Here is a 24,398-nt window from a genome sequence, read left to right on the forward strand (position 1 = left end):
ATACACACGCATGAACGCGCGCGGGGGCATTGCATCCCCGCGCGCGTAGGCATAGCTGGCGGGTAATGGACTCATCTCCCGCACTGCTGGCCGTCATCGGCCTTCTGCTGGCGCTTTGGACCGCGGGTGCGGTGTGGGTGATGCTGCGCGCCAGCGGACGCGAACAGCGATCGATCGCCAGTCGCAAGACCGCCCAGCGCCTGTCGCGGCTGATCGAGGAAGGTCCCGCCATTCCGCTGCTGGTACGGGCCGACGGGCGGATCGAGGCGCCCGATCGGCTGGCGCGGTGGATCGGGCTTGAGAAAGTCCCCGAATATCTCAGCGAGCTGGCTGGCGGCGAGGGGCGCGGGCTCACCGAAGCGCAGATCGATACGCTGACACGCAATGTCCGGCGCACGCAGAAGACCGCCAAGCCGTTTCGCATGGCGATCAATGTCTCGCCCGCTTCGGGCAAGTCGCTGGCGCTGCAGGGGTCGCTGGCCGATCCGGCGGTGTCCCCCGGCGGGTCGGCGCTCGTCTGGGTCTTCGACTTCAGCGACAGCCAGGCGGAACTGACTCAGCTGCGCGAGGAAGCGGCGCGCGCTCGCGAGGATTTCGGCGCGCTGGTCGGGCTGATCGAGGCCGCCCCGATGCCGATGTGGTTCCGCGGGGCCGACATGCAGCTGCGGCTGGTCAACCAGGCCTATGTCGCCTCGGTGGGTGCCGAAAGCGCCGACCAGGTCGTTGCCGACCAGGTCGAACTGGTCGAAACGGTCAATGGCCGCACTGCGGCCGAGGTCGCGCAGCAGGCGGCCGACCGCCGCCAGCCGATCGAACGCATCCTCAGCGCGACGATCGAACGCGCGCGGCGCACGATCCGTGTCACCGACCTCCCGTTGATGGGCGAGGGGATCGCCGGCTATGCGGTCGATATCGAGGAAATGGAGGAGCAGGCGCGCGAGTTCCGTGCCTTCCGCGAAGCGCAGCGTTCGATGCTCGACCAGCTTTCGATCGGCGTGGCGCAGTTCGATGCCGGCCACCGCATGACCTTTGCCAACCAGCCCTTCCACCGCGTATTCTCGCTCCCCCCCGGCGTGGTCAACGAACGCACGTCGTTCGGACAGATGCTGCTGATCGCGCGCGAAAACGGCCGGATCCCCGAAGTGCGCGACTTCCCCGCCTGGCGCAACGAATTGACCGAGTGGTTCCAGCGCGACGAGCCCCACGAGGAAGCCTGGCCGCTGTCCGACAGCACCCATCTGCGTATCGTCGCGCAGCCCCTGCCCGATGGGGGGCTGGTGATGATTGCCGAAGACCGCACCGAACAGCTCGCGCTGTCGGCAACGCGCGATACGCTGCTGCGCACGCGGACCGCGACATTCGACAATCTGTTCGAGGCGCTTGCCGTGTTCGCGCCCGACGGCCACCTCGAACTGTGGAACCGCGGTTTCCCTGGCGCCTGGGGGATCGATCCCGAAGTGCTCGACGGGCACCCGCAGGCCGAAGATCTGTTGCAGGCGATCTCGCGCAATCTGTCGGACCCCGCTTCGGTTTCGCAGCTCAACCAGGTGATCCGTGCCGCCACGCTCGATCGCAAGAAGAGCAATGGCCGCATCGAGCTCGCCGATGGCCGGACGCTCGACTTCACTGGCGTGCCACTGCCCGATGGCAATGGGATGCTGACCGTGCTCGACGTCACCGCGTCGCAGCAGGCCGAGGTCGCGCTGCGCGAACGCAACCGCGCGCTCGAGGAGGCCGATGCGGTGATGACCCGTTTCCTCGCCAATATGAGTTACGAATTCCGCACTCCGCTGACCTCGATCGGCGGGTTCGCAGAGCTGCTGACCAGCGGCATCGCGGGCGAGCTGTCGCCGCAGGCGACCGAATATGCGCAGGCGATTTCGCTGTCGGTCGGGAAGCTGACCGAGCAGGTGGAGAACGTGCTCGACCTGTCGCAATCCGAAGCGGGCCTGATGCCGCTGCGCAAGAGCACCTTCACGCTGCTGCCCTTCCTGACCAAGATCGTGCGCAAGGAAGAACAGCGCATCCATGATGGCGAACTGACGCTCGACCTGAAGGGCGATGCGGAAAAATCGGTGACGGCCGATCCGCACCAGCTGCGCCGCGCGATCTCGCAACTGCTCGACAATGCGATCAACGGCACCCCGCGCGGGGGCCGGATCGCGATCGATATCGGGCGCAAGCGCGACGAGACGCGGATCGTGATCTCCGACAATGGCCGCGGGATGAGCCAGCACGAGCTTGCTCGTGCGCTGGAGGGCATCCGCATGTCGTCGGACGGCAAGGGTATCGAACGCCGCCACGGGCTGGGCATTCCGCTGGCGCGGCAATTGGTCGAAGCGCATGGCGGTACGCTCGAGATCCGCAGCCGCAAGAACAGCGGCACCACTGCAACGATCACCCTGCCGTGAAAATCGCGCTGCCCGATCTCGCGGCGATGGAGGCGTTCGGCCAGCAGATCTCCGCGAAGCTGGCGCCGGGCGATGTCGTGGCGCTTTCCGGTACGCTGGGCACTGGCAAGACCACGCTGGCGCGTGCGATCATCGCGGCGCTCGGTCACGAGGGCGAGGTGCCTTCGCCGACCTACACGATCATCGAAACCTATGACGGCCTGCCGGTCCCGCTGGTCCATGCCGATTTCTACCGGCTCGAGGATCCCGCGGAAGCTGCCGAGTTGGGGCTCGACGACTACCGGGAGGGCGCCGCACTGCTGGCCGAGTGGCCCGATCACGCGGGCGGTTTCGCCCATGAGCCGAACTGCCTCGCCATTGCGCTGGAAAAGGTGGGCGAAGGCCGCGAGGCCGTTGTCACCCCGGGCACATCTTGGCAAAGCCGCTGGCCATGAGCGATGCGCCTTTCGACGAGATTCACGAGTTTCTGGGTGGCACCCGGTGGGAAGGCGCGGAAATCGCCCCTCTCGTCGGCGATGCCAGCTTCCGCCGCTACTTCCGGGTAAGGATGGGGGGGGACAGCGCGATGCTGATGCATGCGCCGCCGCCGCACGAGGACCCGGAGCCGTTCCTGCACGTGGCACACTGGCTCGACCGGAACGGCCTGCGCGCGCCCCGCATACTGAGTGAGGACGCCGCCAATGGCTGGGTGCTGATCGAGGATTTCGGCGACCAGCGCATGCGCGAATGGATCGATGCCAATCCGGCCGACGAGCGCGGGATCTACGCGCAGGCGATCGATACGCTGGTGGCGCTCCACCGGCTGCCGCCCGGCCCGTTCGAGCCCTATGACATGGCCGTCTACCTGCGCGAAGCGATGCTGCTGGTCGAATGGTATTGCCCGGCCATGGGACTGACGGTCGATGTGCCGGCCTATCGCGCCGCATGGGAAACCGCACTCGAGCCGCTGCTCGCGAGGCAGGATCCCGGCGTCACCGTATTGCGCGACTACCATGCCGAAAACGTCATGCTGCTCGAACCCGGCAAGCTGGCGGGAGCGCAGGGATTGATAGATTTCCAGGACGCGCTGGTCGGCCATCCGGCCTACGACCTCGTCAGCCTGCTGCAGGATGCGCGGCGCGAAGTATCGACCGAACTCGAATGCGAGATGCTGGGCCGCTACCGTGCCGCGGCCGACCCGGGCCCCCATTTCGAAGCCGATTATGCCCGGCTCGGGGCGCAGCGGAACGCCAAGATCGTGGGCATTTTCACGCGTCTCGCCAAGCGCGATGGCAAGGCGCGGTATCTGGCAATGGTCCCGCGCGTCTGGCAGGCGATGGAACGCGATCTGGCGCATGAAGCGCTGGCGCCGGTCACCGCGTGGTTCGACGCGAACGTCCCGCAGGAAATCCGCGATGCCGCCGGAGGGGAAATCCAGTGACCACACTCGTCTCCGACACGGCAATGCTGATGGCCGCAGGGCTGGGCAAGCGCATGCGCCCGCTTACCGCGACCACGCCCAAGCCGCTGGTGCGCGTGGCCGGAAAACCCCTGATCGACCGTGCGCTCGACCGCCTCGAGGAAGCCGGTGTCGCAAGGGCCGTGGTCAATGTGCATTACCTGGCCGATGCGATCGAAGCGCATGTCGGTGCGCGCAAGGCGCCCGCGGTGACGTTCTCGGACGAACGCGAGCAATTGCTCGAGACCGGGGGCGGCATGGTCAAGGCCGCCGCCGCCGGGCAGCTGCCCGATCCGTTCTTCGCCTGCAATGCCGACAGCATCTGGCTAGACGGCCCGCAAAACGCCTTCAGCGATCTTTCGGCCGGGTGGGATCCCGAGCGCATGGATGCGTTGCTTTTGCTCGTCACGCACGCGCGCGCCCACAATTTCGACGGTTCGGGCGATTTCTACATGGACCCCGCCGGCCAGCTCACGCGCAAGCTGCCCGGCCGGATCGCGCCCTTCATTTACACCGGGATCCAGCTGGTATCGCAGCGCCTGCTGCGCGATGCACCGGACGGCAAGTTTTCGACCAATGTCCTGTGGGATCGCGCGATTGCCGAAGGGCGGCTCTACGGTGTCGCCTTCACCGGACGGTGGTACGAAGTCGGCACGCCTGCGCATATCCGCCCGACCGAGGAAGCGCTCAAGGGTGGCTGAGCGGCAGGGGCCGAAGGTCTATTCGATTGCCGCACATCGCGGCTTCGCCGATGCCCTCGTCGCTGGCCTGGTCCCGCGTTATGCCGACGACGAGTTCGGCCTGGCGCGCCTGACGCTGCTCGTCCCCAGCAGCCGAGCCCGGCGCACGATTTCCGAAGCCTTCATCCGCCACGCCGGCGAACAGGGCAGGCCCGGACTGCTGATGCCGCGCATGGCGGTGGTCGGCGATCTCGATCTCGATGAAACGCTCGGCCCGCTGCTCGACCCGCTGGGCGCCGCCGACATACCCCGCGCTATCGAACCGCAGCGGCAACTGTTTGCACTGGCCCGGCTGATCGCGGACACGATGGGCGACGAGACACCCGGCGGTGCAACGTTGCTGCGGCTCGCGCGTGAAACCGGGGCAACGATGGACCGGCTGCTGGTCGAGGGCGTGGGTCCTGAAGAACTGGTCGGCGAAAGCGTGCTCGACCTGTTCGGATCATTGTCCGATCACTGGCAGCGCAGCCTCCATCTCTTTGCAACTGTTCAGGCCAAGTGGCTGGAACAAATGCAGCAATGGGATGCGCTCGACGCGGCAGCTCGGCGCAATCGCCTGTTCGACTGGGCCGCCGCGCGCTGGCGTGCTGCGCCGCCCGAAACGCCCATCGTCGCTGCGGGCGTGACCAGCGCCGCACCTTCGCTTGCGCGGCTGCTGAGAGTGGTCGCCGATTGCGATCAGGGGGCGGTGATCCTGTCCGATTTCGATCTCACCATGCCGCAGGCGGTGTGGGACGAATTGGGCCGCGCCGGGGCGACGCCCGAACCCGGCGCCACGCCTTTCGCACGTGAGGATGCGGTGACGCATCCGCAATACCACCTCAAATTGCTGCTCAACCGCATGGGGATCGCACGCGAGGAAGTGCGGCCGTGGCATCGCCGTGGCATCGCCGCGGCGCAGCCCGAACGCAGCCATGCGCTCGGATCGCTGTTCCTGCCGCCCGAAGCGAGCAAGGGATGGGTCGACCTGCCCGCCGAGAAACGCCGGTTGGCAGGCGTGCGCATCATGACCTGCGCCAATCCGGAGGAAGAGGCGCAGGCGGTCGCCCTGCTGGTCCGCGAGGCAGTGGAACAACCGGAAAAGCGCGTGGCGGTGGTCACGCCCGATCGCGCGCTGGCGCGGCGCGTGGTCCACCACCTCGACCGCTGGAACATCACGGCCGACGATTCGGGCGGGCGCCCCTTGTCGCAGACCGCTGCCGGCCGGCTGTTCCTGCTGCTTGCCGAGATCGTCGCCGAAGATGCCGCCCCTGTTTCGCTGATGGGGCTGCTGGGCCACCCGCTGGTCGATGGCGGGATGGAGCGCGGCGTCTGGCTACGGCAGCTGCGCCGGGTGGAACGCGCGCTGCGCGGGCCGCGCAAGGCGGGCGGCCTGGCCCCCGTCGCGGCTATCGCGGCGCGGCTGGCCCAGCGGCATGGCCGCGTGGCCGATTGGTACGCCGCGGTCGATCAGGCGCTTTCGCCGCTGGTGGCGCTGCACCGGCAGGATGCCATCCCTATGCACGCCTTGCTCGATGCGCTGGTCGAAAGCGGCGAAGCGCTGTGCGGCGAAAAGCTCTGGGCACGCGAGGACGGCCGTTCGCTGGCTGGCTTCGTGGAGGAATTGCGCCGTCATGCGCGCGAGGCGGGGTTCGCCCTGGCGCCCGGCGAGGCCGCAATTGCGCTGCGCGATGCCATGGAACAGGTGGCGGTCCGGCCTCCCTATGGGGGGCATGCGCGGGTGCAGGTGCTCGGGCTGCTCGAAAGCCGGATGAACCGCGCCGAACTGGTAATCTGCGCCGGACTGAATGAAGGCGTCTGGCCGGTCCGCGGGGGGATCGACGCGCTGCTTGCCCCGCCGGTGCTCCGCGCGCTGGGCGTGCCCGGTGCCGATTTCCGTATCGGACTGTCGGCGCATGACCTCGCCGGGGCGCTCGGCGCGCCCGAGGTGGTCCTGTCGCGTTCCGAAAGGGACGAGGCCGGCCCGGCCATTCCCTCGCGTTTCCTGCTGCGCGTGCAGGCGCTGCTGGGCGAGCTGCTCGATCGCTACGAGGACCGCGAGACAGTCGCGCTGGCGCGGGCGATGACCCGCGCGCCGAGCGCGCCGGCCTATCCGCGTCCGGCACCGCAGCCGCAGCCCGAACAGCGCAAGGTCGACATTTCCGCGACCGCGCTCGATCGCCTGCTCGGCGATCCCTACCAGTTCTATGCCGACCGGATCATGGGGCTGAAGGATCTCGACGCGCTGGATGCCGAACCTTCGGCGCAGTGGCAGGGGACGGTGGCGCACGCCATCCTGCAACGCTGGCACGAAACGCGCGAGCGGGATCCTGCCGCCCGCCTCGCCCCGATCATGCAGGCCGTGCTCGACGAAGAGAACGCCGATCCGCTGATGCGGGGGCTGTGGCAGCCACGGCTCGAAGCCGCGCTGCGCTGGATCGAAGAGGAGATCGGTGCCTATGACGACCGCCGCGTGCTGGCGGTCGAGAAGCAGGGCGCGATGACGTTCGACGGCGTCCATGTCCACGGCCGCGCGGACCGGATCGACCGGCTCGCGGACGGCAGCCTTGCCATAATCGATTACAAGACCGGTACGCCGCCCAGCGCGGCCCGGGTCGAGGCCGGTTTCGCGTTGCAGCTTGGCGTCCTCGGCCTGATCGCCGAACGCGGCGGTTTCGAAGGTCTGGCCGGCGACGCGCAAGGCTACGAATACTGGTCGCTTGGCAAAGCCAAGGATGCGGAAAACCGCTACGGTTTCGGCTATGTCGACGTGCCGCTGAAAGTCGGACGCAAGACTTCGGGCGTGGCGCCCGAGGAATTCCTGCCGCTGACCGCGGACAAGCTGACACTGGCCATCAACCGCTTCATCAAGGGCAATGACTCCTTCACGGCGCGCGAGAACCCCGATTATCCCGCCTATGATACCTATGATCAGCTGATGCGGCTCGATGAATGGATCGCGCACCAGGATGGCGGAGAAACGGCGTGAGCGGGACCGTCTACGAACTGCAGGACAAGCAGCGCCTCGCGGTCGATCCGCAGGACAGCGTGTGGCTTTCGGCCAGCGCGGGGACCGGCAAGACGCAGGTCCTGTCGGCGCGTGTGCTGCGGCTGCTGCTCGAACCGGGTGCCGATCCTTCGCAGGTCCTGTGCCTCACTTTCACCAAGGCGGGCGCGGCTGAAATGGCAGTGCGTGTCAACGCGGTACTGGCGCGCTGGGTCCGGATGGACGATGCGCAGCTGGCGCGCGAACTGGCGTTTTTGGGCGCGCCCGGCGACCCAGAAACGCGCGCGCGGGCCCGGGCGCTGTTCGCCCGCGTCCTCGATTGCCCCGGAGGCGGATTGCGGATCGATACGATCCACGCCTTCGCCCAATATCTGCTTGCCGCCTTCCCCGGCGAAGCGGGCATGCTGCCCGGATCGCGTCCGATGGAAGACCGCGAGCGCGACCTCCTGAGCCGCGATGTTCTCTCGAACCTGCTGGCCGAAGGCGACCCGCGCATCGCCGGGGCGGTCGCCGAGATGAGCAAGCGCAAGGGACCCGATGCGGTCCGCGGCTGGCTGATGCGCTGCGCGCGGCACATGAACCTGTGGCAGGGGCCGGGCAGCTGGCAACCGCCGATGCAGCCGCGCGTGTTTCGCTTGCTGGGCCTCCCCGCCGATGCCGATGCCGCATGGGTTGCAGACGCATGTTCGGACGCGGCGTTTCCCGGCGCCAGCCTGCGCGCCTGCCTGGCCGCCAGCCGCGGCTGGTCGGCAAAGACGGGCCAGACTTGTGCCGATTTTCTCGAAAGCTGGCTGGTAAGCGATACGGAGGCCCGGCTTGCCGCGATCGACGGGTTTTCCAAGACACTGCTCAAGGCCGATGGCACCCCGCGCAAGATGGCCGGGGCGGAAAAAGTCGATCCGGACTTTCCCGGTAACCAGGAACGTGTGGCCGAAGCCGTGGCCAAGGTGCGCGAACGCGCGGCATTGCTCGAACTGGCGGCATTCCTCGGCCCGCAGCTCGAAGCGGGACGTGCCTTCGCGCTTGCCTGGCACAGGGCGAAGGAACGCGAAGGGCTGGTCGATTTCGACGATCTCATCGCCCGCGCAGCCACGCTCCTGTCCGACAGCGCGATGGCCGACTGGATCCGTTACAAGCTCGACCGCAGCTTCGATCACATCCTCGTCGATGAAGCGCAGGATACCAACGCGGCGCAATGGGCGATCGTGAAGGCACTGACCGACGATTATTTCGACGGTTCGGGCGCGCGCGGCGAGGCGGTGCGCACGATCTTTGCCGTGGGCGATTACAAGCAGGCGATCTTCGGCTTCCAGGGGACCAGCCCGGAGAACTTCCGGCAGGCGCGCGATTTCTTCCGCGACAAGATGAATGCCGCCGCCGATGCGGCCCGCGATACGCGCAGCGCGCCCGATATTCGCGGACTGGAGGAATACGGCCTCGGCCGGAGTTATCGCACCAACCAGCAAGTGCTCGGTTTCGTGGATCGGGCGATCGATGCGATCGGTCATGAGGGGTTCGGGCTCGATCAACGCAGCGATCCGCATACGGGCAGCGGCGAACCCGGACTGGTGGGTCTGTGGCAGGTCGTTCGTGTCGCCGAGGAAGAAGAGGACGGCGGTGAGCGCGAAGGCTGGCTGGCGCGGCACGACCGCTTGCTGGCCGACAGGATCGCGCGGCAGGTGGCCGAATGGCTCGACCCTGCCGGCGATGGCTTTACGTTGTCGCGCGGGACCAAGCGCCGCGCCAGCGCAGGCGATATCATGGTGCTGGTCCAGAAACGGCGCGACCTGGCTTCGCTCATCGTCGCGCGGCTGTACCGCCACGGTGTCCCGGTGGCCGGGGTCGACCGGCTGCGTCTCGGCAATCCGCTGGCAGTGAAGGACCTGATGGCCGCCTTGCGCTTTGCCGCGCAGCCGCTTGACGATCTCACGCTGGCCAGCCTGCTGGTTTCGCCCTTGCTGGGCTGGAGCCAGGAGGATTTGCTGGCGCACGGCTACCGGCCGAAAGGCGTGCGCCTGTGGGAGCACCTGCGGGGCAGCAGCGATGCGTTCGTTCGCGGCACGGTCGATGCGCTGCGCGAGATACTACGGCGGGCCGATTACGACAGCCCGCAGCAATTGCTGCACTGGATATTGCTTGGCGCGCTCGACGGGCGGCGCAAGCTGGTCGCGCGGCTGGGCCGAGAAGCGAACGATCCGATCGACGAATTGCTCAATGCCGCCAATGCCTACGCAAGCGCGCATACCGCGAGCCTGCAGGGGTTCATCCGCTGGTTCGATGCTGGAGATGGCGAACTGAAGCGCGAAGCCGGGGAGGGCGGCAACCAGGTCCGGGTGATGACCGTCCACGGGTCGAAAGGGCTCGAAGCGCCCATCGTCATCCTCGCCGATGCCGCTATCCGGCCCGATGGCGCGGGCGATCTGGTCCTGGAAGAAGAGCTGCCGGGGTCGGCAACGCCGCGCGCCGTTCCGCTGCCGGGTCTGACCAAGGAAGAAAAGGTCGGCCCTGTCGCCGAGGCTGACGCGGCGGAAGCAGCCAAGGCGATGCAGGAACATTGGCGGCTGCTCTATGTCGCTCTGACGCGCGCACAGGAGGCGCTGTTCATTACCGGCTCGCTCGGCCCGCGCGATGCGAAAAACGGCCCGCATGACGATAGCTGGTATGCGCGGCTCGCGGCACTGTTCGATCAAAACGAGGCGCTGGCGGATCCCATCTGGGGTGCCCGCTGGGAATTGGGCGAATACGCTGCCCCGGTTGCGCCGTCCGCGCCCGATACGGATGGTGACGGCATGCCGCTTTTGCCCGACTGGGCCACCACGCCGGTCGGGCCGGAGCCCCGGCCGCCGCGCCCGCTCGCCCCGTCGGGGCTAGGCGAGACCGAGGGCAGCGATCCCCCGCTGCCACCTGCCAGTGTCGGCGCGGCCGCGCGGCGCGGGACGTTGATACACGCGTTGCTCGAGCGCTTGCCGCAGATCGCTGGGAAAGACCGCGAAGGCAAGGCGCGCGCATGGCTGGAACGGCAGGCGGGTGACCTGGCGCTGGCGGAGCGTGAGGAAATGCTTGCGCGGGCAACGCAGGTCCTGGCCGAACCGGCGTTTGCGGAAGTGTTCGGACCCCGCGCATTGGCCGAAGTGCCCTTGGCCGCGACGGTCGAGGGGCAAGTGGTCATGGGAACCGCGGATCGCCTGCTGGTCACGGCCGACACGGTGACAGTGGTCGACTTCAAGACCGCCCGGCGTCCGCCCCTGTCTCCCGAGGCCATTCCCGACGCCACGCTCAAGCAGATGGCCGCCTATGTCGCGGCGCTCGAGACGATCTATCCCGGGCGCAGGGTCGAGGCGGCGGTGCTCTATACCCAGACGCCGCAGTTGTTCGCCTTGCCGGCCGCGCGGCTGGCTGCCTACAAGACCGCGTTTGCGGCGCCGCAGGAAAGTTTTGCCCTGCCGCCCGTTGAGTAACCGCCTTGGCCGCCCACATCATGGGCCACACGCTTTACAGGAGATTCCCATGGCCACCACCGCCGTTACCGACGCCAGCTTCCAGTCCGACGTGCTCGAAAGCGACAAGCCCGTGCTGGTCGATTTCTGGGCCGACTGGTGCGGCCCGTGCAAGATGATCGCACCCGCACTTGAAGAACTGAGCGAAGAGCTGGGCGACAAGGTGACCATCGCCAAGATGGACATCATGGAAAATCCCGATGTGCCGGGTTCGATGGGCGTCCAGTCGATCCCCTATCTGGTGCTGTTCAAGAATGGCGAACAGGCCGCGCAGATGCGCGGTGCAGCACCGAAAGGCCAGCTCAAGCAGTGGCTTGAAGGCGAACTTTAATCCATTTTCGCATATAGATCGGCAAGCTCGTCCCACAGGGCCGGGCTTGCCGCACCCAGCAGGCCCGTGCGGCCCACCTCGTCGATGCGATAGGGTGAGCCGTCGGGCCGCGCTGCTTTCCCCCCAGCTTCATTGAGCCACAACACGCCTGCCGCATGGTCCCAGGCGAGCGTGCGTTCGAAGATGGAAACATCGTTCGTGCCCAGCGCCAGCCGCGGATATTGCTCCGCCGCGCAATAGGGGATGTCGACGAGCTCGTACGCCGGGGCGATATGACGGCGCGTGGCGTCGCGGCGCTGCTCCTCCATGAAGATCAGCGAAATCGCCGCAATCGGCGGTGACTGTCCTGTGGGGCGCGACGCCACCCGCTCGCCGTCGATCATGGCGCCGGCACCGCGGTGGGCGCTGCAGAAGCGGCCCGTCAGGCAATCGTAGATCCAGCCGGACTGGGCGACGCCGCCATCCGCGCGGGCGATGATGATGCCGAAGGGCGGTTTGCCGGCAGCGAAATTGCGCGTGCCATCGACGGGATCGACAATCCAGCAGGGCCAGTCGAGCCGCTCGAGGATCGCCGGGTCCGCATGCGCGGTCTCTTCCCCAACGAACGCGAGCGAGGCATCGATCGCGGCCAGGCCTTCGCGCAGCAGCGCCTCGCTGTCCTTGTCGGCAATCGTCACCGGGTCGTTGCCGCCCTTGTCCTCGACTTCGCCCGCTGCGAGATTGCGATAGCGCGGCAGGATGGCGCGTTCGGAAACCCGGCGCATGAGATCGAGGATCTGGTCGTCGAGCGCGGTCACGAGCGATAGTCCGCATTGATCGAGATGTAGCCATGCGTCAGGTCGCAGGTCCACACGGTCGCGCGCCCGTCGCCGACGCCGAGATCGACATCCATGCGAATGTCCTCGCCTGCCAGGTGGGCGGCCACGGGAGCTTCGTCATACTCGGCCAGCGGCTGTCCGTCGCGCGCGGCCCAGATACCGCCGAAGCCGATCGACAGACGGTCGCGGTCTGCCGGTTCGCCGGCCTTGCCGACCGCCATGACCACGCGACCCCAATTGGCATCGCCGCCCGCGATCGCTGTCTTGACCAGCGGCGAATTGGCAATGGCAAGCCCGACGCGCCGGGCGCTGTCGTCGCTTGCCGCACCGGCAATCGCTATTTCGATGAATTTCTGCGCACCTTCACCATCGCGGACCACCAATTGCGCGAGGTCGCGGCACACCTGGAGAAGCGCGGCGTAAAAGGCGTCCGCCCCCGCATCGCTCCACGACGCAAGCGGGGTATTGCCGGCCTTGCCGGTGGCGAACAGCAGCACGGTGTCGCTGGTCGACGTGTCGCCGTCGACGGTTATGCACGAATAGGTTGCGGCATTCGCCCGGCCGAGCATTTCCTGCAGGAATTCGGGCGCCACCGCCGCATCGGTAAATACATAGCCGAGCATCGTTGCCATGTCGGGGGCGATCATGCCGCTGCCCTTGACGATCCCCGCCAGCGCGACGCGCGTATCGCCCAGCATCGCATGCGCGCCCGCGCCCTTGGTAAAGGTATCGGTCGTCCCGATCGCGCGCGCGGCATCTTCCCAGCTGCATGGCTCGGCGGAGAGAACGGCTTCGACGCCCGCGCGTGCCCGGTCCTTCGGCAGTGGCACGCCGATGACGCCGGTGGAGGATACGAACACGGTTTCGGCGGAGCAGCCCAGCGCTGCGGAGACCTGCTGCACGATCTGATCGACCGCCTCGCGGCCGCGGTAGCCGGTGAAGGCGTTCGAATTGCCGGCATTGACAATCAATCCGCGCGCATGACCCTGGCGCACCTGTTCGCGGCCCATCTCGACCTCGCTCGAGGCGCAGGAGGATTGGGTGAAGACGCCGGCTACGGTGGTCCCTTCGGCCAGTTCGGCGAAGGTCAGATCGGCGCGGTCCCACTCCTTGTACCGGGCGCAAGCGACGCGCAGCGTGACGCCGCCGATCCGCGGCAGTTCGGGAAAGGGGCGGGCGAGGGGCGAGCGGGCAAGATTCATTGGCGCTCGTTAGGCGCAGAGCGGGGCGGGGTAAACGGTCAAGCGGGGTGGACGCGCATAGCCACACGTCCTATCTGACCGCTGCAATGCTTCGTCGCATCCTTACCCTGCTTGCGCTTCTTACCGGCCTCGCCGCCGCGGGCGCACCTGCGCATGCGCAGGCCTATGACGGGGTTTCCGGAGTCGAACTGACCGCCGGTACCGACCGCTGCATCCAGCACGAGGCCCGCGAAGGCGCACCGATCGCCGGCCAGGCGCGTGTCCTGGGGCCCGCCGCGCAGCCGGCCGAGTGCGTCCGGACCGTCGCGGTGATGATCCCCGCGGTCCACATCGGTATCGACCGCTCCTACGAATAGGCGCCCCGCGCCCGTTTGCTGCCGTATTCCTGCCCGCCGCGCACCGCGCGTGCGGGCCTCCCATCCATAAGTTCACGCGGAAGGCTCGAAGGCCCCAACATGTTCAACTCCATCATGAAATCCGTCTTTGGCTCGGCCAACGACCGCTATGTCAAATCGCTCGGCAAGATTGTCGATCGGATCAACGCGCTGGAGCCGCAGATGCAAGCGCTCAGCGACGCCGAACTCGCCGCGCAGACCGACAAGTTCCGGGCGCTCTTGGCCGAGGGCAAGACGCTCGACGACATCCTTCCCGAAGCCTTCGCCACGGTGCGTGAGGCATCGGTCCGCGTGCTCGGCATGCGCCATTTCGATGTCCAGATGGTCGGCGGCATCGTCCTGCACCGCGGCGAAATTGCCGAGATGCGTACGGGCGAGGGCAAGACGCTGGTCGCCACACTGGCGACCTATCTCAATGCGATCGAGGGCAAGGGCGTGCACGTCGTCACGGTGAACGACTACCTCGCCGCGCGCGACTCCGAATGGATGGGCCGCCTGCACAAGTTCCTCGGCTTGACGGTTGGGGTGATCGTGCCCAACATCAGCGAGCAGCAGCGGCGCGATGCGTATAATTCGGATATCACCTATTCGACCAACAACGAGCTCGGCTTCGATTACCTGCGCGACAACATGAAGCACGAACGCGGGCAAATGGTGCAGCGGCCGTTCAATTTCGCGATCGTCGATGAAGTCGATTCGATCCTGATCGACGAGGCGCGTACCCCGCTGATCATTTCGGGACCGACTGAGGACAAGTCGGACCTCTACCTTTCGATCGACGAGGTGGTGAAGACCTTCCCCGAGGACTGGTACGAAAAGGACGAAAAGCAGCGCAACATCCAGCTGACCGAGGATGGCACCGAACAGCTCGAGAAGCTGCTGATCGAACGCGGCCTGCTCGAGACCGAGAACCTCTACGACGTCGAGAACACGCAGGTGGTTCACCATGTCGACCAGGCGCTGCGCGCGGTGCACATGTTCAAGCGTGATACCGATTACATCGTGAAGGACGACAAGGTCGTCATCATCGACGAGTTCACGGGCCGCATGATGGAAGGCCGGCGCTGGTCGAACGGCCTGCACCAGGCGGTCGAGGCCAAGGAAGGCGTGAAGATCGAGCCGGAGAACCAGACGCTGGCGTCGATCACCTTCCAGAACTATTTCCGCATGTATCCCAAGCTGTCGGGCATGACCGGCACGGCGGCGACCGAAGCGGCCGAATTCTGGGACATCTACAAGATGAACGTGGTCGAGATCCCGACCAATGTCCCCGTTTCGCGCATCGACGAGGATGACGAGTTCTACAAGAACACGCAGGACAAGTTCAAAGCCATCGCCAAGGCGATTGCCGAGAAGAACGCCATCGGCCAGCCGGTCCTGGTCGGCACGGTGTCGATCGAGAAGTCGGAAATGCTCAGCGAATTCCTCCGACAGGAGGGCGTCGAGCACGAAGTCCTCAATGCACGCCAGCACGAACGCGAAGCGCATATCGTGGCGCAGGCGGGGCGCATCGGCGCGGTGACCATCGCCACCAACATGGCGGGCCGCGGGACCGACATCCAGCTCGGCGGCAATGTTGATTTCCGGATCGACGACGAGCTGAGCGAACTGGAGGACGGGCCCAAGAAGGACCTCGAAATCGATCGGATCAAGGCCGAGGTCGCTGCCGAGCGGCAGCAGGTGCTCGAAGCGGGCGGATTGTTCGTGCTGGGCACCGAACGCCATGAAAGCCGCCGGATCGACAACCAGCTGCGCGGCCGTTCGGGCCGTCAGGGCGACCCCGGGCTGAGCCGGTTCTACCTGTGCCTCGAAGATGACCTGCTGCGCATCTTTGGCCCGGATACGTTGTTCTCCAAAATGATGAATTCGAATCTCGAAGACGGCGAAGCGATCGGTTCGAAATGGCTGTCGAAGGCGATCGAGACCGCACAGAAGAAGGTCGAGGCGCGCAATTACGAGATCCGCAAGCAGGTGGTGCAGTATGACGATGTCATGAACGACCAGCGCAAGGTGATCTATGAACAGCGCGCGGAGATCATGGACAGCGAGGCGGTCGACGATGTGGTCGTCGACATGCGCCAGGATGCAGTCAATGCGATCGTGACCGAAGCCTGCCCGCCGGGCTCCTATCCCGAACAATGGGATATCGAAGGGCTCAAGACGCGCGTCCACGACGTCCTCGCCATAGATGCGCCGATCGAACAATGGGTCGAGGAAGACCAGGTCGAGCCCGAGATGATCGAGGAACGGCTGGTGGCGGAAGCCGATCGCATCATGGAAAACAAGATCGCTGCGGCCGACCCGGCGCTGTGGCGGCGGATCGAAAAGAGCGTGCTGCTGCAGGAACTCGACGGGCAGTGGAAGGATCACCTCGCCACGCTCGACGCGCTGCGGCAGGTCGTCGGCCTGCGCGCACATGCGCAGAAGCAGCCGCTGAACGAATACAAGCAGGAAGCGTTCAGCCTGTTCGAATCCATGCTCGAGAAACTGCGCGAGACGGTGACCAACAAGCTCATCCGCCTCGAACTGGCCGAGCCCGCGCCGATGCCGGCAGTCAATCTTCCCGACCTGCCCGATTTCCTCACCGGACATATCGACCCGCTGACCGGGCTCGACGACTCGAACGATGGTGATGGGTCGGCTGGGCGCGAAGCCTTGTTCGGCGCGCTGGCCGGCAGTTCACGTGCAGCCGTGGGGCCGGGCGGCTCGGCGGGCGAAAATCCCTATGCCGACATGGAAATCAGCCGCAATGCGCCTTGCCCCTGCGGTTCGGGCAACAAGTACAAGCATTGCCACGGTGCCATCGGCACCGGTGCGAGGGCGTGAACCTGTCGCCCCGCTGCTAGCTGCGGCGGGGCTGACGGACCATCGGCACCAGCGGGGGAGAACCCGGCTCGGGGTGGATCGGATCGCCGAGCGGCGCAAACCCGCAGGCGGAATAGAACCCGGTGTTTGCCGGGTTCGAATTCTCGAGATAGGCGGGCAGGCCCTGCCGGTCGCACGCGTCGAGCACGGGTTGGATGAGCGTGCGCCCCAGCCCCTTGCCGCGCGCCGTCTCGCGCACGCCGATGCTGAAGAGATAGGCGTGCGGGAAATCGGGATGACGGCTATCCATCGCGGCCCCGGTCCGGACCCCGCGCCGCACCGCCCGCGGACCGCAATGCCATAGCGTGGGGAAGACGAAGGCGGCGTAATCGGGCAGCGAAAACCCGGCATCGCCGCCCGGCAGCATCCACATGCATGCGCCTTCGTGGCCCGCCGTGTAGCAATAGCCGCGCGGGACGTAGATCCGCCGCGCCTGCAGATGAAACAGATTGGCGATCCCGGCGAACGCGCCGAACAGCCAAAGATTGAACGGATCGTAGCGGAAGGCATCGGCGGTGATCGCACCGACCCGCTGCGCGTCGCCCGCCCGGACGCGTTCAAGCCCGCCCGTCAGCGTGATGTCGTCCGGTCGCATAGTGGCCTGTTCCCTCCGCCTCGACGCTAGCCCGGGCGGCACCCAGCGTCTAGGCGGAGGCATGGCCGCGCTCGCACTTGCCTTCTTCGTTACCGCCCTGTTGTACGCCAGCGTCGGGTTCGGCGGCGGATCGACCTATACCGCGCTGCTGGCCTTGGCCGAGGTCGATTACCGGTTGCTGCCGCTGCTGTCCCTCGCGTGCAATCTGGTGGTGGTGACGGGCAGCTCGGTACGCTTCGGCCGGGCGGGCGTCACTCCCTGGCGCGGCGCGATCCTGCTGACCGGGCTGGCCGCACCGGCCGCCTTCATCGGCGGCCTGACCCCTATCGGCGAGGCCGGCTTTCTCGCCTTGCTCGGGGGGAGTTTTGTTTTTACCGCGCTCTCGATGTTGCTGCCTCTCGCTGGCGGCGATCCCTCCCGGCCGACGCGATTTGCGCGGTCGATGCCGCTGGTGGCCGTTCCGCTCGGCTATCTTGCAGGGCTGGTGGGCATCGGCGGGGGCATTTTCCTCGCTCCGTTGCTGCATCTGGTGCGCTGGAACGATGCGCGCGCTATCGCCGCAACCGCGAGCCTGTTCATTCTCGTCAATTCGCTGTTCGGGCTGGCGGGCCAGGTCGTCAAGAACGGTCCAGGGCGTCTGGGCGCAGCGGTGGAGCTGGGATTGCCCCTGCTCGTCGCGGTCGCCGTCGCTGGTCAGGTCGGCAGCCTGCTGGCGCTCAAATACCTTCCGCAGCGTTGGATCCGCTGGGGCACAGCTGCGCTCACCGCCTGGGTGGGCGGGCGCTTGCTGTTGAATTTGTGAGAAAAGTGGCTCCCCGAGTTGGATTCGAACCAACGACCAAGTGATTAACAGTCACCTACTCTACCGCTGAGCTATCGGGGAGCAGCCCGCTGGGCAGGGGTGCGCCTATATGGGTGCGATTCCGGTTTGGCAAGCGGGCATTTCGCAAAACTTTTACGCAGCCGCACGGGCGAGTGCATCAGACCACGAATTGCTCGGCCACGATGCGTTCGTCGAGCGCGTGGCCGGGGTCGAACAGCAGCGTCAATTCGCTGTCGCGCGCGATTTCGAGCCCCACCGACGAGACGTGACGCAGTTCGCGCTGGTCGGCTACGACGGACACCGGGCGCTTTTCCTGTTCGAGCACGCGCAGCGAGATGCGGCTGCGATCGGGCAGGATCGCCCCATGCCATCGGCGCGGGCGGAACGGGCTGATCGGTGTCAGCGCCAACAGGTTCGAATCGAGGGGCAGGATCGGCCCGTCGGCGGACAGGTTGTATGCGGTCGAACCTGCCGGCGTCGCCACCAGCACCCCGTCGCAAACCAGTTCGGCGATGCGCACCTTGTCGTCGACCGTGACTTCCAGCTTGGCGGTCTGACGCGTCTCGCGCAGCAGGCTGACCTCGTTGATGGCGCAGAACGTGTGGACCGCGCCATCCTGCGTCTCGGCCTGCATCCTGAGCGGTGCGATGTGATGCGGCTTGGCCTTCCCGATCCGCTTGATCAGCGTCTCGGGATTGCGGTTGCGGTTCATCAGGAACCCGACTGTGCCCAGGTTGAGCCCATAGGCAGGAATGATGCGGCCGGTGTCGAGCATGGCATGCAGCGTCTGCAGCATGAAGCCGTCGCCGCCGAGAACCACGACGGCATCGGCTTCTTCGAGCGGGACCCAGTCCGTAACGGAGCGAAATTCCCGCTCTGCCGCTTCCTGCGCCCGCGGGGCATCGGAAACGACCAAGGCCAGGCGGTTGTATTCGGACATGCTTTCCGTTGACCCTCCCGTTCAGGACAAGACCCGCTTCCCGGTACCCGCGCGGTCCCTATGAAGCTACGTCCCATTTGGCAACACGTCCGAAATACTGATAACGGTGCCATTACGCGCGGATAAGGACTGGGAAATGGCCACGAACCCGAAAGAACCGATAAGGAAAACGCGCGACGCACTTACCGGTCTGGCCGATCAGCCGTCCGCGCGTGAGACGATAGCGCGCTGGCAGCGCGAATGGCCTTCGGACACTATTTCGTGTCCGATCCAGGCGATGCTCATCACGCTCGGCCGGATCGACAATGTGAATGTGGCCTTCGGGGAACTGGCCGGCGACGGTGCGCTGGTCGAAGTAGCACAGCGGATCAAGCACTTCGCCGCCGATGAGCTCGAAAGCAGCAATGCCTGGGTTGCGGCGCGGCTGAACGGTGGCACGTTCCTGCTGCTCGCGCGGCAGGAATGCAGCCGCGAACGCTGGCAATGGCTGGCCGAAGCACTGGCCGACGCCATCGCCCTGCCGATCGCCAGCCCCGAGGGCGGGGGAAGCAGCCTGCGTCTATGGCCGCGCATCGCACTCATGCGGGTAACCGAGAAGGACGATCCCGAAAGCGTGCTGGAACGCCTGGCGGCGGTGGCCGAGGGAATGCGCGAGAGCAACCGTCGGCGGATCGACTGGTCGACGGGGGAAGCGGCGCATGCCGGGCGTTCAAACCGCCAGTTCGAGGCCGATCTGCTTGCCGCGATCGACCGCAACGAGATCCAGATCCTCTTCCAGCCTCAATATTCGCTGGAAAACGACAGCATAATCGGCGCCGAAGCGCTTGCGCGCTGGGATCACCCGGTCGTCGGCCGTATCGGGGGCGGGGCGCTGTTCCAGATTGCCGAGCGGGCGGATCATATCGCGCATCTCTCGCGTCACATCGTAGAGCGCGCGCTGGAAGAGGCCCTTGCCTGGCCCCACCACCTGCAGCTTTCGATCAATATCACCCCGGTCGATCTGGCGGTCGAGAATTTCGCAATCGATTTCGCGCAGATGGCCGAGCGGATCGGCTTTCCGTTGGGGCGGATCACACTCGAACTCGTCGAACAGGTCCTGCTCGCCGATCTCGACCGGGTGAGCCGCGTGCTCGACCAATTGAAACTGTTCGGCGTGCAGATCGCGCTGGACGATTTCGGCGCCGGCTTCTGCAATTTCCGCTATCTCAAGGTGCTGCCGATCGATTGCATCAAGCTCGATCGCTCGATGCTTGACGGTGTGCTCGAGGACGAACGCGACAAGGCAGTCGTCCACGCCATCGTCGCCATGGCGGCGGCGCTCGATCTCACCGTGGTTGTCGAGGGTGTCGAGCAGGAGGCGCAGCGCGAATTCATGCAGGCGGCGGGCTGCAAGGCCTATCAGGGATTCCTGCGCGCCAAGCCGGTGACGGCGCAGGAATTCCTCAAGCTCGCCAACAGCTAGGCGGCCGCCTTCTTCCCGTTTTTCTGGGCCTTGCGGACCACTCCGGACAAGCCCTTGGTCAGCTGGAACAGACCGTTGAGGCGGCTTTCGGGCGATCCCCATGCGCGGCTGATGACCAGCTTCATGTCGGGCCGCAGCTTGGCGGTGCCTTTCAACCGGTCGACATAGGCCAGCAGGCCCACCGGATCGGGGAAATCGTCCTGGTGGAAGGTCACCAGCGTACCCTGCGCACCGACATCGATCTTGGCGATGTTGGCTTCGATCGCCTGATGCTTGATCTCGATCAGCCGGACGAGGTTGGCAGTGGCGGCGGGCAAATCGCCGAAGCGATCGATCATTTCCGCGGCAAGCGCTTCGATCTCGGACTTGTCCGCAGCATCGTTGAGACGGCGATACAGCGCCATGCGTACCGCCAGATCGGGCACATAGTCTTCCGGGATCATGATCGGCGCATCGACGGTGATCTGCGGGCTGACCCGTTCGGGCTTCGCCTCGAGCCCCATGTCGCCGGCCTTGGCGGCGAGGATAGCGTCCTCGAGCATCGATTGGTAGAGTTCGAACCCGACTTCGCGGATATGGCCCGACTGTTCGTCGCCGAGGAGATTGCCTGCCCCGCGAATGTCGAGGTCGTGGCTGGCGAGCTGGAAACCGGCGCCGAGACTGTCGAGATCGCCGAGCACCTTGAGCCGTTTCTCCGCGACTTCGGACAGCTGCGTATCCTTGGCATAGGTGAGATAGGCATAGGCGCGCAGCTTGGCCCGCCCGACGCGCCCGCGCAGCTGGTAAAGCTGGGCAAGGCCGAAGATATCCGCGCGGTGGATGATGATCGTGTTCGCGCTGGGCAGGTCGAGCCCGCTTTCGACGATCGTCGTGGCGAGCAGGACCTCGTACTTGCCTTCGTAGAACGCACTCATGCGTTCTTCGATCTCGCCTGGCGACATCTGGCCATGCGCGGCGACGAACTTCACTTCGGGGATGTTCTCATGCAGCCAATCGGACAATTCCTCCATGTCCGAAATCCGCGGGACGACGATGAAACTCTGCCCACCGCGATGGTGCTCGCGCAGCAGTGCTTCGCGCATCACCATGTCGTCCCATTCCATCACATATGTGCGGACCGCGAGCCGGTCGACGGGCGGGGTCTGAATGGTCGAAAGCTCGCGCAGGCCGGTCATGGCCATCTGCAGGGTGCGCGGGATCGGTGTTGCGGTCAGCGTCAGCATGTGCACATCGGCGCGCAGCTGCTTGAGCTTTTCCTTGTGCGTCACGCCGAAGCGCTGTTCCTCGTCGACGATGACCAGGCCAAGGTTCTTGAAGCTGGTCTGCTTCGACAGGATGGCATGGGTCCCGATCACGATGTCGACGTCGCCGGCGGACAGCCCTTCGCGGGTCTCCTTCATCTCCTTGGCGGATACGAGCCGTGAAAGGCGACCGACTTTCAGCGGAAAACCGCTGAAGCGATTGGAAAAATTCTCGAAATGCTGGCGGGCGAGCAGGGTGGTGGGGGCGACCACGGCAACCTGCTGGCCATTCATTGCGGCAACAAAGGCGGCGCGCAGCGCGACTTCCGTCTTGCCGAAGCCGACGTCGCCGCAGACCAGGCGGTCCATCGGCTTGCCGCTCTCGAGATCGCTCAGCACATCGGCGATCGCGCGCTCCTGATCGTCCGTTTCTTCCCACGGGAAGCGATCGAGGAACTGGTTGTAGGTGCCATCCTCGACCTCGATGACCGGGGCCTTCTTGAGCGCTCGCTGCGCAGCGACCTGCATCAATTCGCCCGCGATCTCGCGGATGCGCTCCTTCAGCCGTGCACGGCGTTTCTGCCATGCCTCGCCGCCCAGCCGATCGAGCATGACCGCTTCCTCGCTGCTGCCGTAGCGACTGAGCACGTCGATATTCTCGACCGGGATGAAGAGCTTGTCGCCGCCCTTGTATTCGAGCTGCACGCAGTCGTGCTTCGATTTGCCCACCGCGATCGGTTCGAGGCCGAGATATTTGCCGATCCCGTGCTCGGTGTGGACGATGAGATCGCCCACGCTGAGCGCCTGCAGTTCGGCCAGGAAGGCATCGGCGCTCTTGCGCTTCTTCTTGCGCCGCACCAGCCGGTCGCCGAGAATGTCCTGCTCGGTCAGCAGTTCCATCTCGTCATTGGCGAAGCTGGCTTCGATCGGCAGGATCATGGCTGCAGGCTTGCCCTTGGCCGACAGGCCGAGCGCATCCTGCCAGCTCTCCGCCATCTGCACGGGCGTGCCGGCTTCCTCGAGGATCGAGGCAATGCGCGAACGGCTGCCCTTCGAATAGGCCGCCAGGAGCGGGCGCTTGCCGGCCTTGGACAGTGCTTTGAGATGATCGGCAAGCACCGGATAGACATTGTCGCCGCGCGCGCGTTCGGGGGCGAAATCGCGGCCCGACCGGAACCCGAAGCCGACCACGCCGTCGCTTTCCGGCTCGTCGAACGGCGTCGCACGATGTGCGGGTGCAGCGGCCAGTGCATCCTTCAGTTCATCGGCCGACATATACAGCGCATCGGGCTGCAGCGGGCGATAATTGCCCTTCGCCTGACCGGTGATCGCGGTGCGCTGGTCGAAATAGTCGCGCACATCCTTCACGCGCTCGTCCGCGGCGGCGAGCGCCGCCTGGTCGATCACCACCAGATCGTCCTTGCCGAGATGGTCGAACAAGGTCGCCAGCTTGTCCTCGAACAGCGGCAACCAGTGTTCCATGCCGGCCAGCCGGCGGCCTTCGCTGACCGCCTCGTACAGGGGATCCTGCGTCGCATTGGCGCCGAACATCTCGCGGTAGCGGCTGCGGAACCGCTTGATGCTGTCTTCGTCCAGCAGCGCTTCGCTCGCCGGGAGCAGGAGATGGCTATCCAGTCGGCCGGTGCTCATCTGCGTATTGGGATCGAAGCTGCGCAGGCTTTCCAGCTCGTCGCCGAAGAAGTCGAGCCGCAGCGCTTCGTCCATGCCGCTGGGGAAGATGTCGACGATCGAACCGCGGACTGCATATTCGCCCTTGTCGATCACCGTGTCGGTGCGGCTGTAGCCCTGCCGTTGCAACAGGGCGGACAGGCTTTCGCGGCCGATTTCGACACCTGGTTTGAATTCGCGAACGCTTTCGCGGATCCGGAACGGGGTAAGGACGCGCTGGAGGACCGCATTCGCCGTCGTCACGATCAATTGCGCCCTGGCCTTGCCGGCCTGAAGCCGGTGCAGCGCGGCGAGCCGCCGGGCGCTGATCGCCAGCGCGGGGCTGGCGCGATCGTAGGGCAGGGAATCCCATGCCGGGAATTCGATCACTTCGAGCTCGGGCGCGAAGAAGGCGGCGGCATCCACCACGCTGCGCATCGCGGCATCGTCCGGTGCGATGAACACCGCGCGGCCGGTGCTGGCGCGGGCGAGATCGGCCATCATCAGCGGCTGCGCGCCGCGCGCAACCTGCGCCAGCGTGAGCGGCTGGCGGGCTTTCAGGATACGGGAAAGGTCGGGCATGGTGTTCCTAGCGTTCAAGAGCGCGCGGCGTTCCGCACACGCTGCTTCGCCCCCTGCCCGATCGGGAAGGGGGTGCGCGGCGTATCGGAAGGGAGATAGGCGCTAGCGCCGGGTCGTCAACGCGGAATATCCACGTAATCGAGCCGCTGCATCGCCGCCATCAGTTCGCCCTGGAAGCGGGGCGGGGTGGGTGCGGTCTTGAGCGCCCAGGCCATCACGTCGACGTCGTCTTCCTCGAGCAGCGCCTCGAACCAGGCCAGTTCGTTTTCGCTCCAATCGGCGTTGTAGCGATCGTAGAAGCCGCCCATCATGTAGTCGGCCTCGCGCGTGCCGCGATGCCAGGCACGGAACTTGGCGCGTTGCTTGCGGCCGTCGAATGTCAGGAGATCGGGCATGCGAAGCGC

Annotated in this window: 17 protein-coding genes and 1 tRNA gene; 11 read left to right on the plus strand and 7 right to left on the minus strand. The window is 66.0% G+C overall.

The genetic code is table 11. The features are described from left to right. Nucleotides 1-65 precede the first annotated feature (65 nt). Genes SJY12_RS01530 through trxA form a run of 7 tightly spaced genes read left to right on the plus strand, consistent with a single transcriptional unit; the run spans nucleotide 66 to nucleotide 11,403 of the window. A complete protein-coding gene (locus tag SJY12_RS01530; RefSeq protein ID WP_397505769.1) occupies nucleotides 66-2,411 on the plus strand; it encodes a PAS-domain containing protein in 2,346 nt (781 codons plus the stop codon). Continuing rightward, complete coding sequence (gene tsaE / locus SJY12_RS01535; protein ID WP_050599914.1) at nucleotides 2,408-2,845, plus strand: tRNA (adenosine(37)-N6)-threonylcarbamoyltransferase complex ATPase subunit type 1 TsaE; 438 nt, start codon at nucleotides 2,408-2,410, stop codon at nucleotides 2,843-2,845. The genes SJY12_RS01530 and tsaE overlap by 4 nt, the downstream gene beginning before the upstream one ends. Beyond that, a complete protein-coding gene (locus SJY12_RS01540) occupies nucleotides 2,842-3,831 on the plus strand; it encodes an aminoglycoside phosphotransferase family protein (protein WP_397505770.1) in 990 nt (329 codons plus the stop codon). The genes tsaE and SJY12_RS01540 overlap by 4 nt, the downstream gene beginning before the upstream one ends. Then, complete coding sequence (locus SJY12_RS01545; RefSeq protein WP_198143435.1) at nucleotides 3,828-4,550, plus strand: nucleotidyltransferase family protein; 723 nt, start codon at nucleotides 3,828-3,830, stop codon at nucleotides 4,548-4,550. The genes SJY12_RS01540 and SJY12_RS01545 overlap by 4 nt, the downstream gene beginning before the upstream one ends. Continuing rightward, nucleotides 4,543-7,557 (plus strand): double-strand break repair protein AddB, encoded by a 3,015-nt coding sequence (gene addB, locus SJY12_RS01550; RefSeq protein WP_397505771.1) that lies wholly within the window; start codon nucleotides 4,543-4,545, stop codon nucleotides 7,555-7,557. The genes SJY12_RS01545 and addB overlap by 8 nt, the downstream gene beginning before the upstream one ends. Then, a complete protein-coding gene (addA, locus tag SJY12_RS01555; protein ID WP_397505772.1) occupies nucleotides 7,554-11,033 on the plus strand; it encodes a double-strand break repair helicase AddA in 3,480 nt (1,159 codons plus the stop codon). The genes addB and addA overlap by 4 nt, the downstream gene beginning before the upstream one ends. A gap of 49 nt (nucleotides 11,034-11,082) precedes the next feature. After that, nucleotides 11,083-11,403, plus strand: coding sequence for a thioredoxin (trxA, locus tag SJY12_RS01560; protein ID WP_050599910.1), 321 nt, complete (start codon nucleotides 11,083-11,085; stop codon nucleotides 11,401-11,403). Here the strand turns inward: trxA and SJY12_RS01565 are convergent. Further along, entirely contained in the window at nucleotides 11,400-12,167 is a 768-nt protein-coding gene (locus SJY12_RS01565) for an inositol monophosphatase family protein (RefSeq protein WP_397506618.1), read from the minus strand. The genes trxA and SJY12_RS01565 overlap by 4 nt on opposite strands. A 29-nt stretch (nucleotides 12,168-12,196) precedes the next feature. Beyond that, nucleotides 12,197-13,423 carry a bifunctional glutamate N-acetyltransferase/amino-acid acetyltransferase ArgJ gene (gene argJ, locus SJY12_RS01570; protein ID WP_397505773.1) on the minus strand — a complete coding sequence of 409 codons (1,227 nt, stop codon included), beginning with the start codon at nucleotides 13,421-13,423 and terminating at the stop codon, nucleotides 12,197-12,199. Between the two features lie 86 nt (nucleotides 13,424-13,509). On the opposite strand from argJ, the gene SJY12_RS01575 reads away from it, so the two are divergent. Together SJY12_RS01575 and secA are read left to right on the plus strand one after the other, a co-directional pair. Further along, nucleotides 13,510-13,779, plus strand: coding sequence for a hypothetical protein (locus SJY12_RS01575; RefSeq protein WP_397505774.1), 270 nt, complete (start codon nucleotides 13,510-13,512; stop codon nucleotides 13,777-13,779). A 99-nt stretch (nucleotides 13,780-13,878) separates the two neighbouring features. Beyond that, nucleotides 13,879-16,644, plus strand: a complete 2,766-nt coding sequence (gene secA / locus SJY12_RS01580; RefSeq protein WP_050599907.1) for a preprotein translocase subunit SecA — start codon at nucleotides 13,879-13,881, stop codon at nucleotides 16,642-16,644. A gap of 16 nt (nucleotides 16,645-16,660) precedes the next feature. Here secA and SJY12_RS01585 read toward each other — a convergent pair whose 3' ends face one another. Beyond that, the gene (locus tag SJY12_RS01585; protein WP_397505775.1) at nucleotides 16,661-17,278 is read right to left on the minus strand and encodes a GNAT family N-acetyltransferase; all 618 of its coding nucleotides are present in this window, start codon (nucleotides 17,276-17,278) and stop codon (nucleotides 16,661-16,663) included. 61 nt (nucleotides 17,279-17,339) lie between these two features. Here SJY12_RS01585 and SJY12_RS01590 point away from each other — a divergent pair, with 61 nt between their 5' ends. Continuing rightward, nucleotides 17,340-18,080, plus strand: coding sequence for a sulfite exporter TauE/SafE family protein (locus SJY12_RS01590; protein ID WP_397505776.1), 741 nt, complete (start codon nucleotides 17,340-17,342; stop codon nucleotides 18,078-18,080). Nucleotides 18,081-18,086: 6 nt separating this feature from the next. On the opposite strand, the gene SJY12_RS01595 is transcribed toward SJY12_RS01590, so the two are convergent. Together SJY12_RS01595 and SJY12_RS01600 are read right to left on the minus strand one after the other, a co-directional pair. Beyond that, nucleotides 18,087-18,161: transfer RNA gene (locus SJY12_RS01595), tRNA-Asn, on the minus strand. 97 nt (nucleotides 18,162-18,258) lie between these two features. After that, on the minus strand, nucleotides 18,259-19,041 hold the full coding sequence (locus SJY12_RS01600) for an NAD kinase (protein ID WP_063506746.1): 783 nt from the start codon (nucleotides 19,039-19,041) through the stop codon (nucleotides 18,259-18,261). 136 nt (nucleotides 19,042-19,177) lie between these two features. On the opposite strand from SJY12_RS01600, the gene SJY12_RS01605 reads away from it, so the two are divergent. Beyond that, entirely contained in the window at nucleotides 19,178-20,503 is a 1,326-nt protein-coding gene (locus SJY12_RS01605) for an EAL domain-containing protein (RefSeq protein WP_397505777.1), read from the plus strand. Here SJY12_RS01605 and mfd read toward each other — a convergent pair. Together mfd and SJY12_RS01615 are read right to left on the minus strand one after the other, a co-directional pair. After that, nucleotides 20,500-23,994 carry a transcription-repair coupling factor gene (mfd, locus tag SJY12_RS01610; protein ID WP_397505778.1) on the minus strand — a complete coding sequence of 1,165 codons (3,495 nt, stop codon included), beginning with the start codon at nucleotides 23,992-23,994 and terminating at the stop codon, nucleotides 20,500-20,502. The genes SJY12_RS01605 and mfd overlap by 4 nt on opposite strands. 116 nt (nucleotides 23,995-24,110) lie before the next feature. After that, nucleotides 24,111-24,389: a succinate dehydrogenase assembly factor 2 gene (locus SJY12_RS01615; RefSeq protein WP_050599901.1), complete on the minus strand. Its 279-nt coding sequence runs from the start codon at nucleotides 24,387-24,389 to the stop codon at nucleotides 24,111-24,113. Nucleotides 24,390-24,398 lie beyond the last annotated feature (9 nt).

Source organism: Qipengyuania sp. R86523 (assembly GCF_044596365.1).
Classification (GTDB): domain Bacteria; phylum Pseudomonadota; class Alphaproteobacteria; order Sphingomonadales; family Sphingomonadaceae; genus Qipengyuania; species Qipengyuania citrea.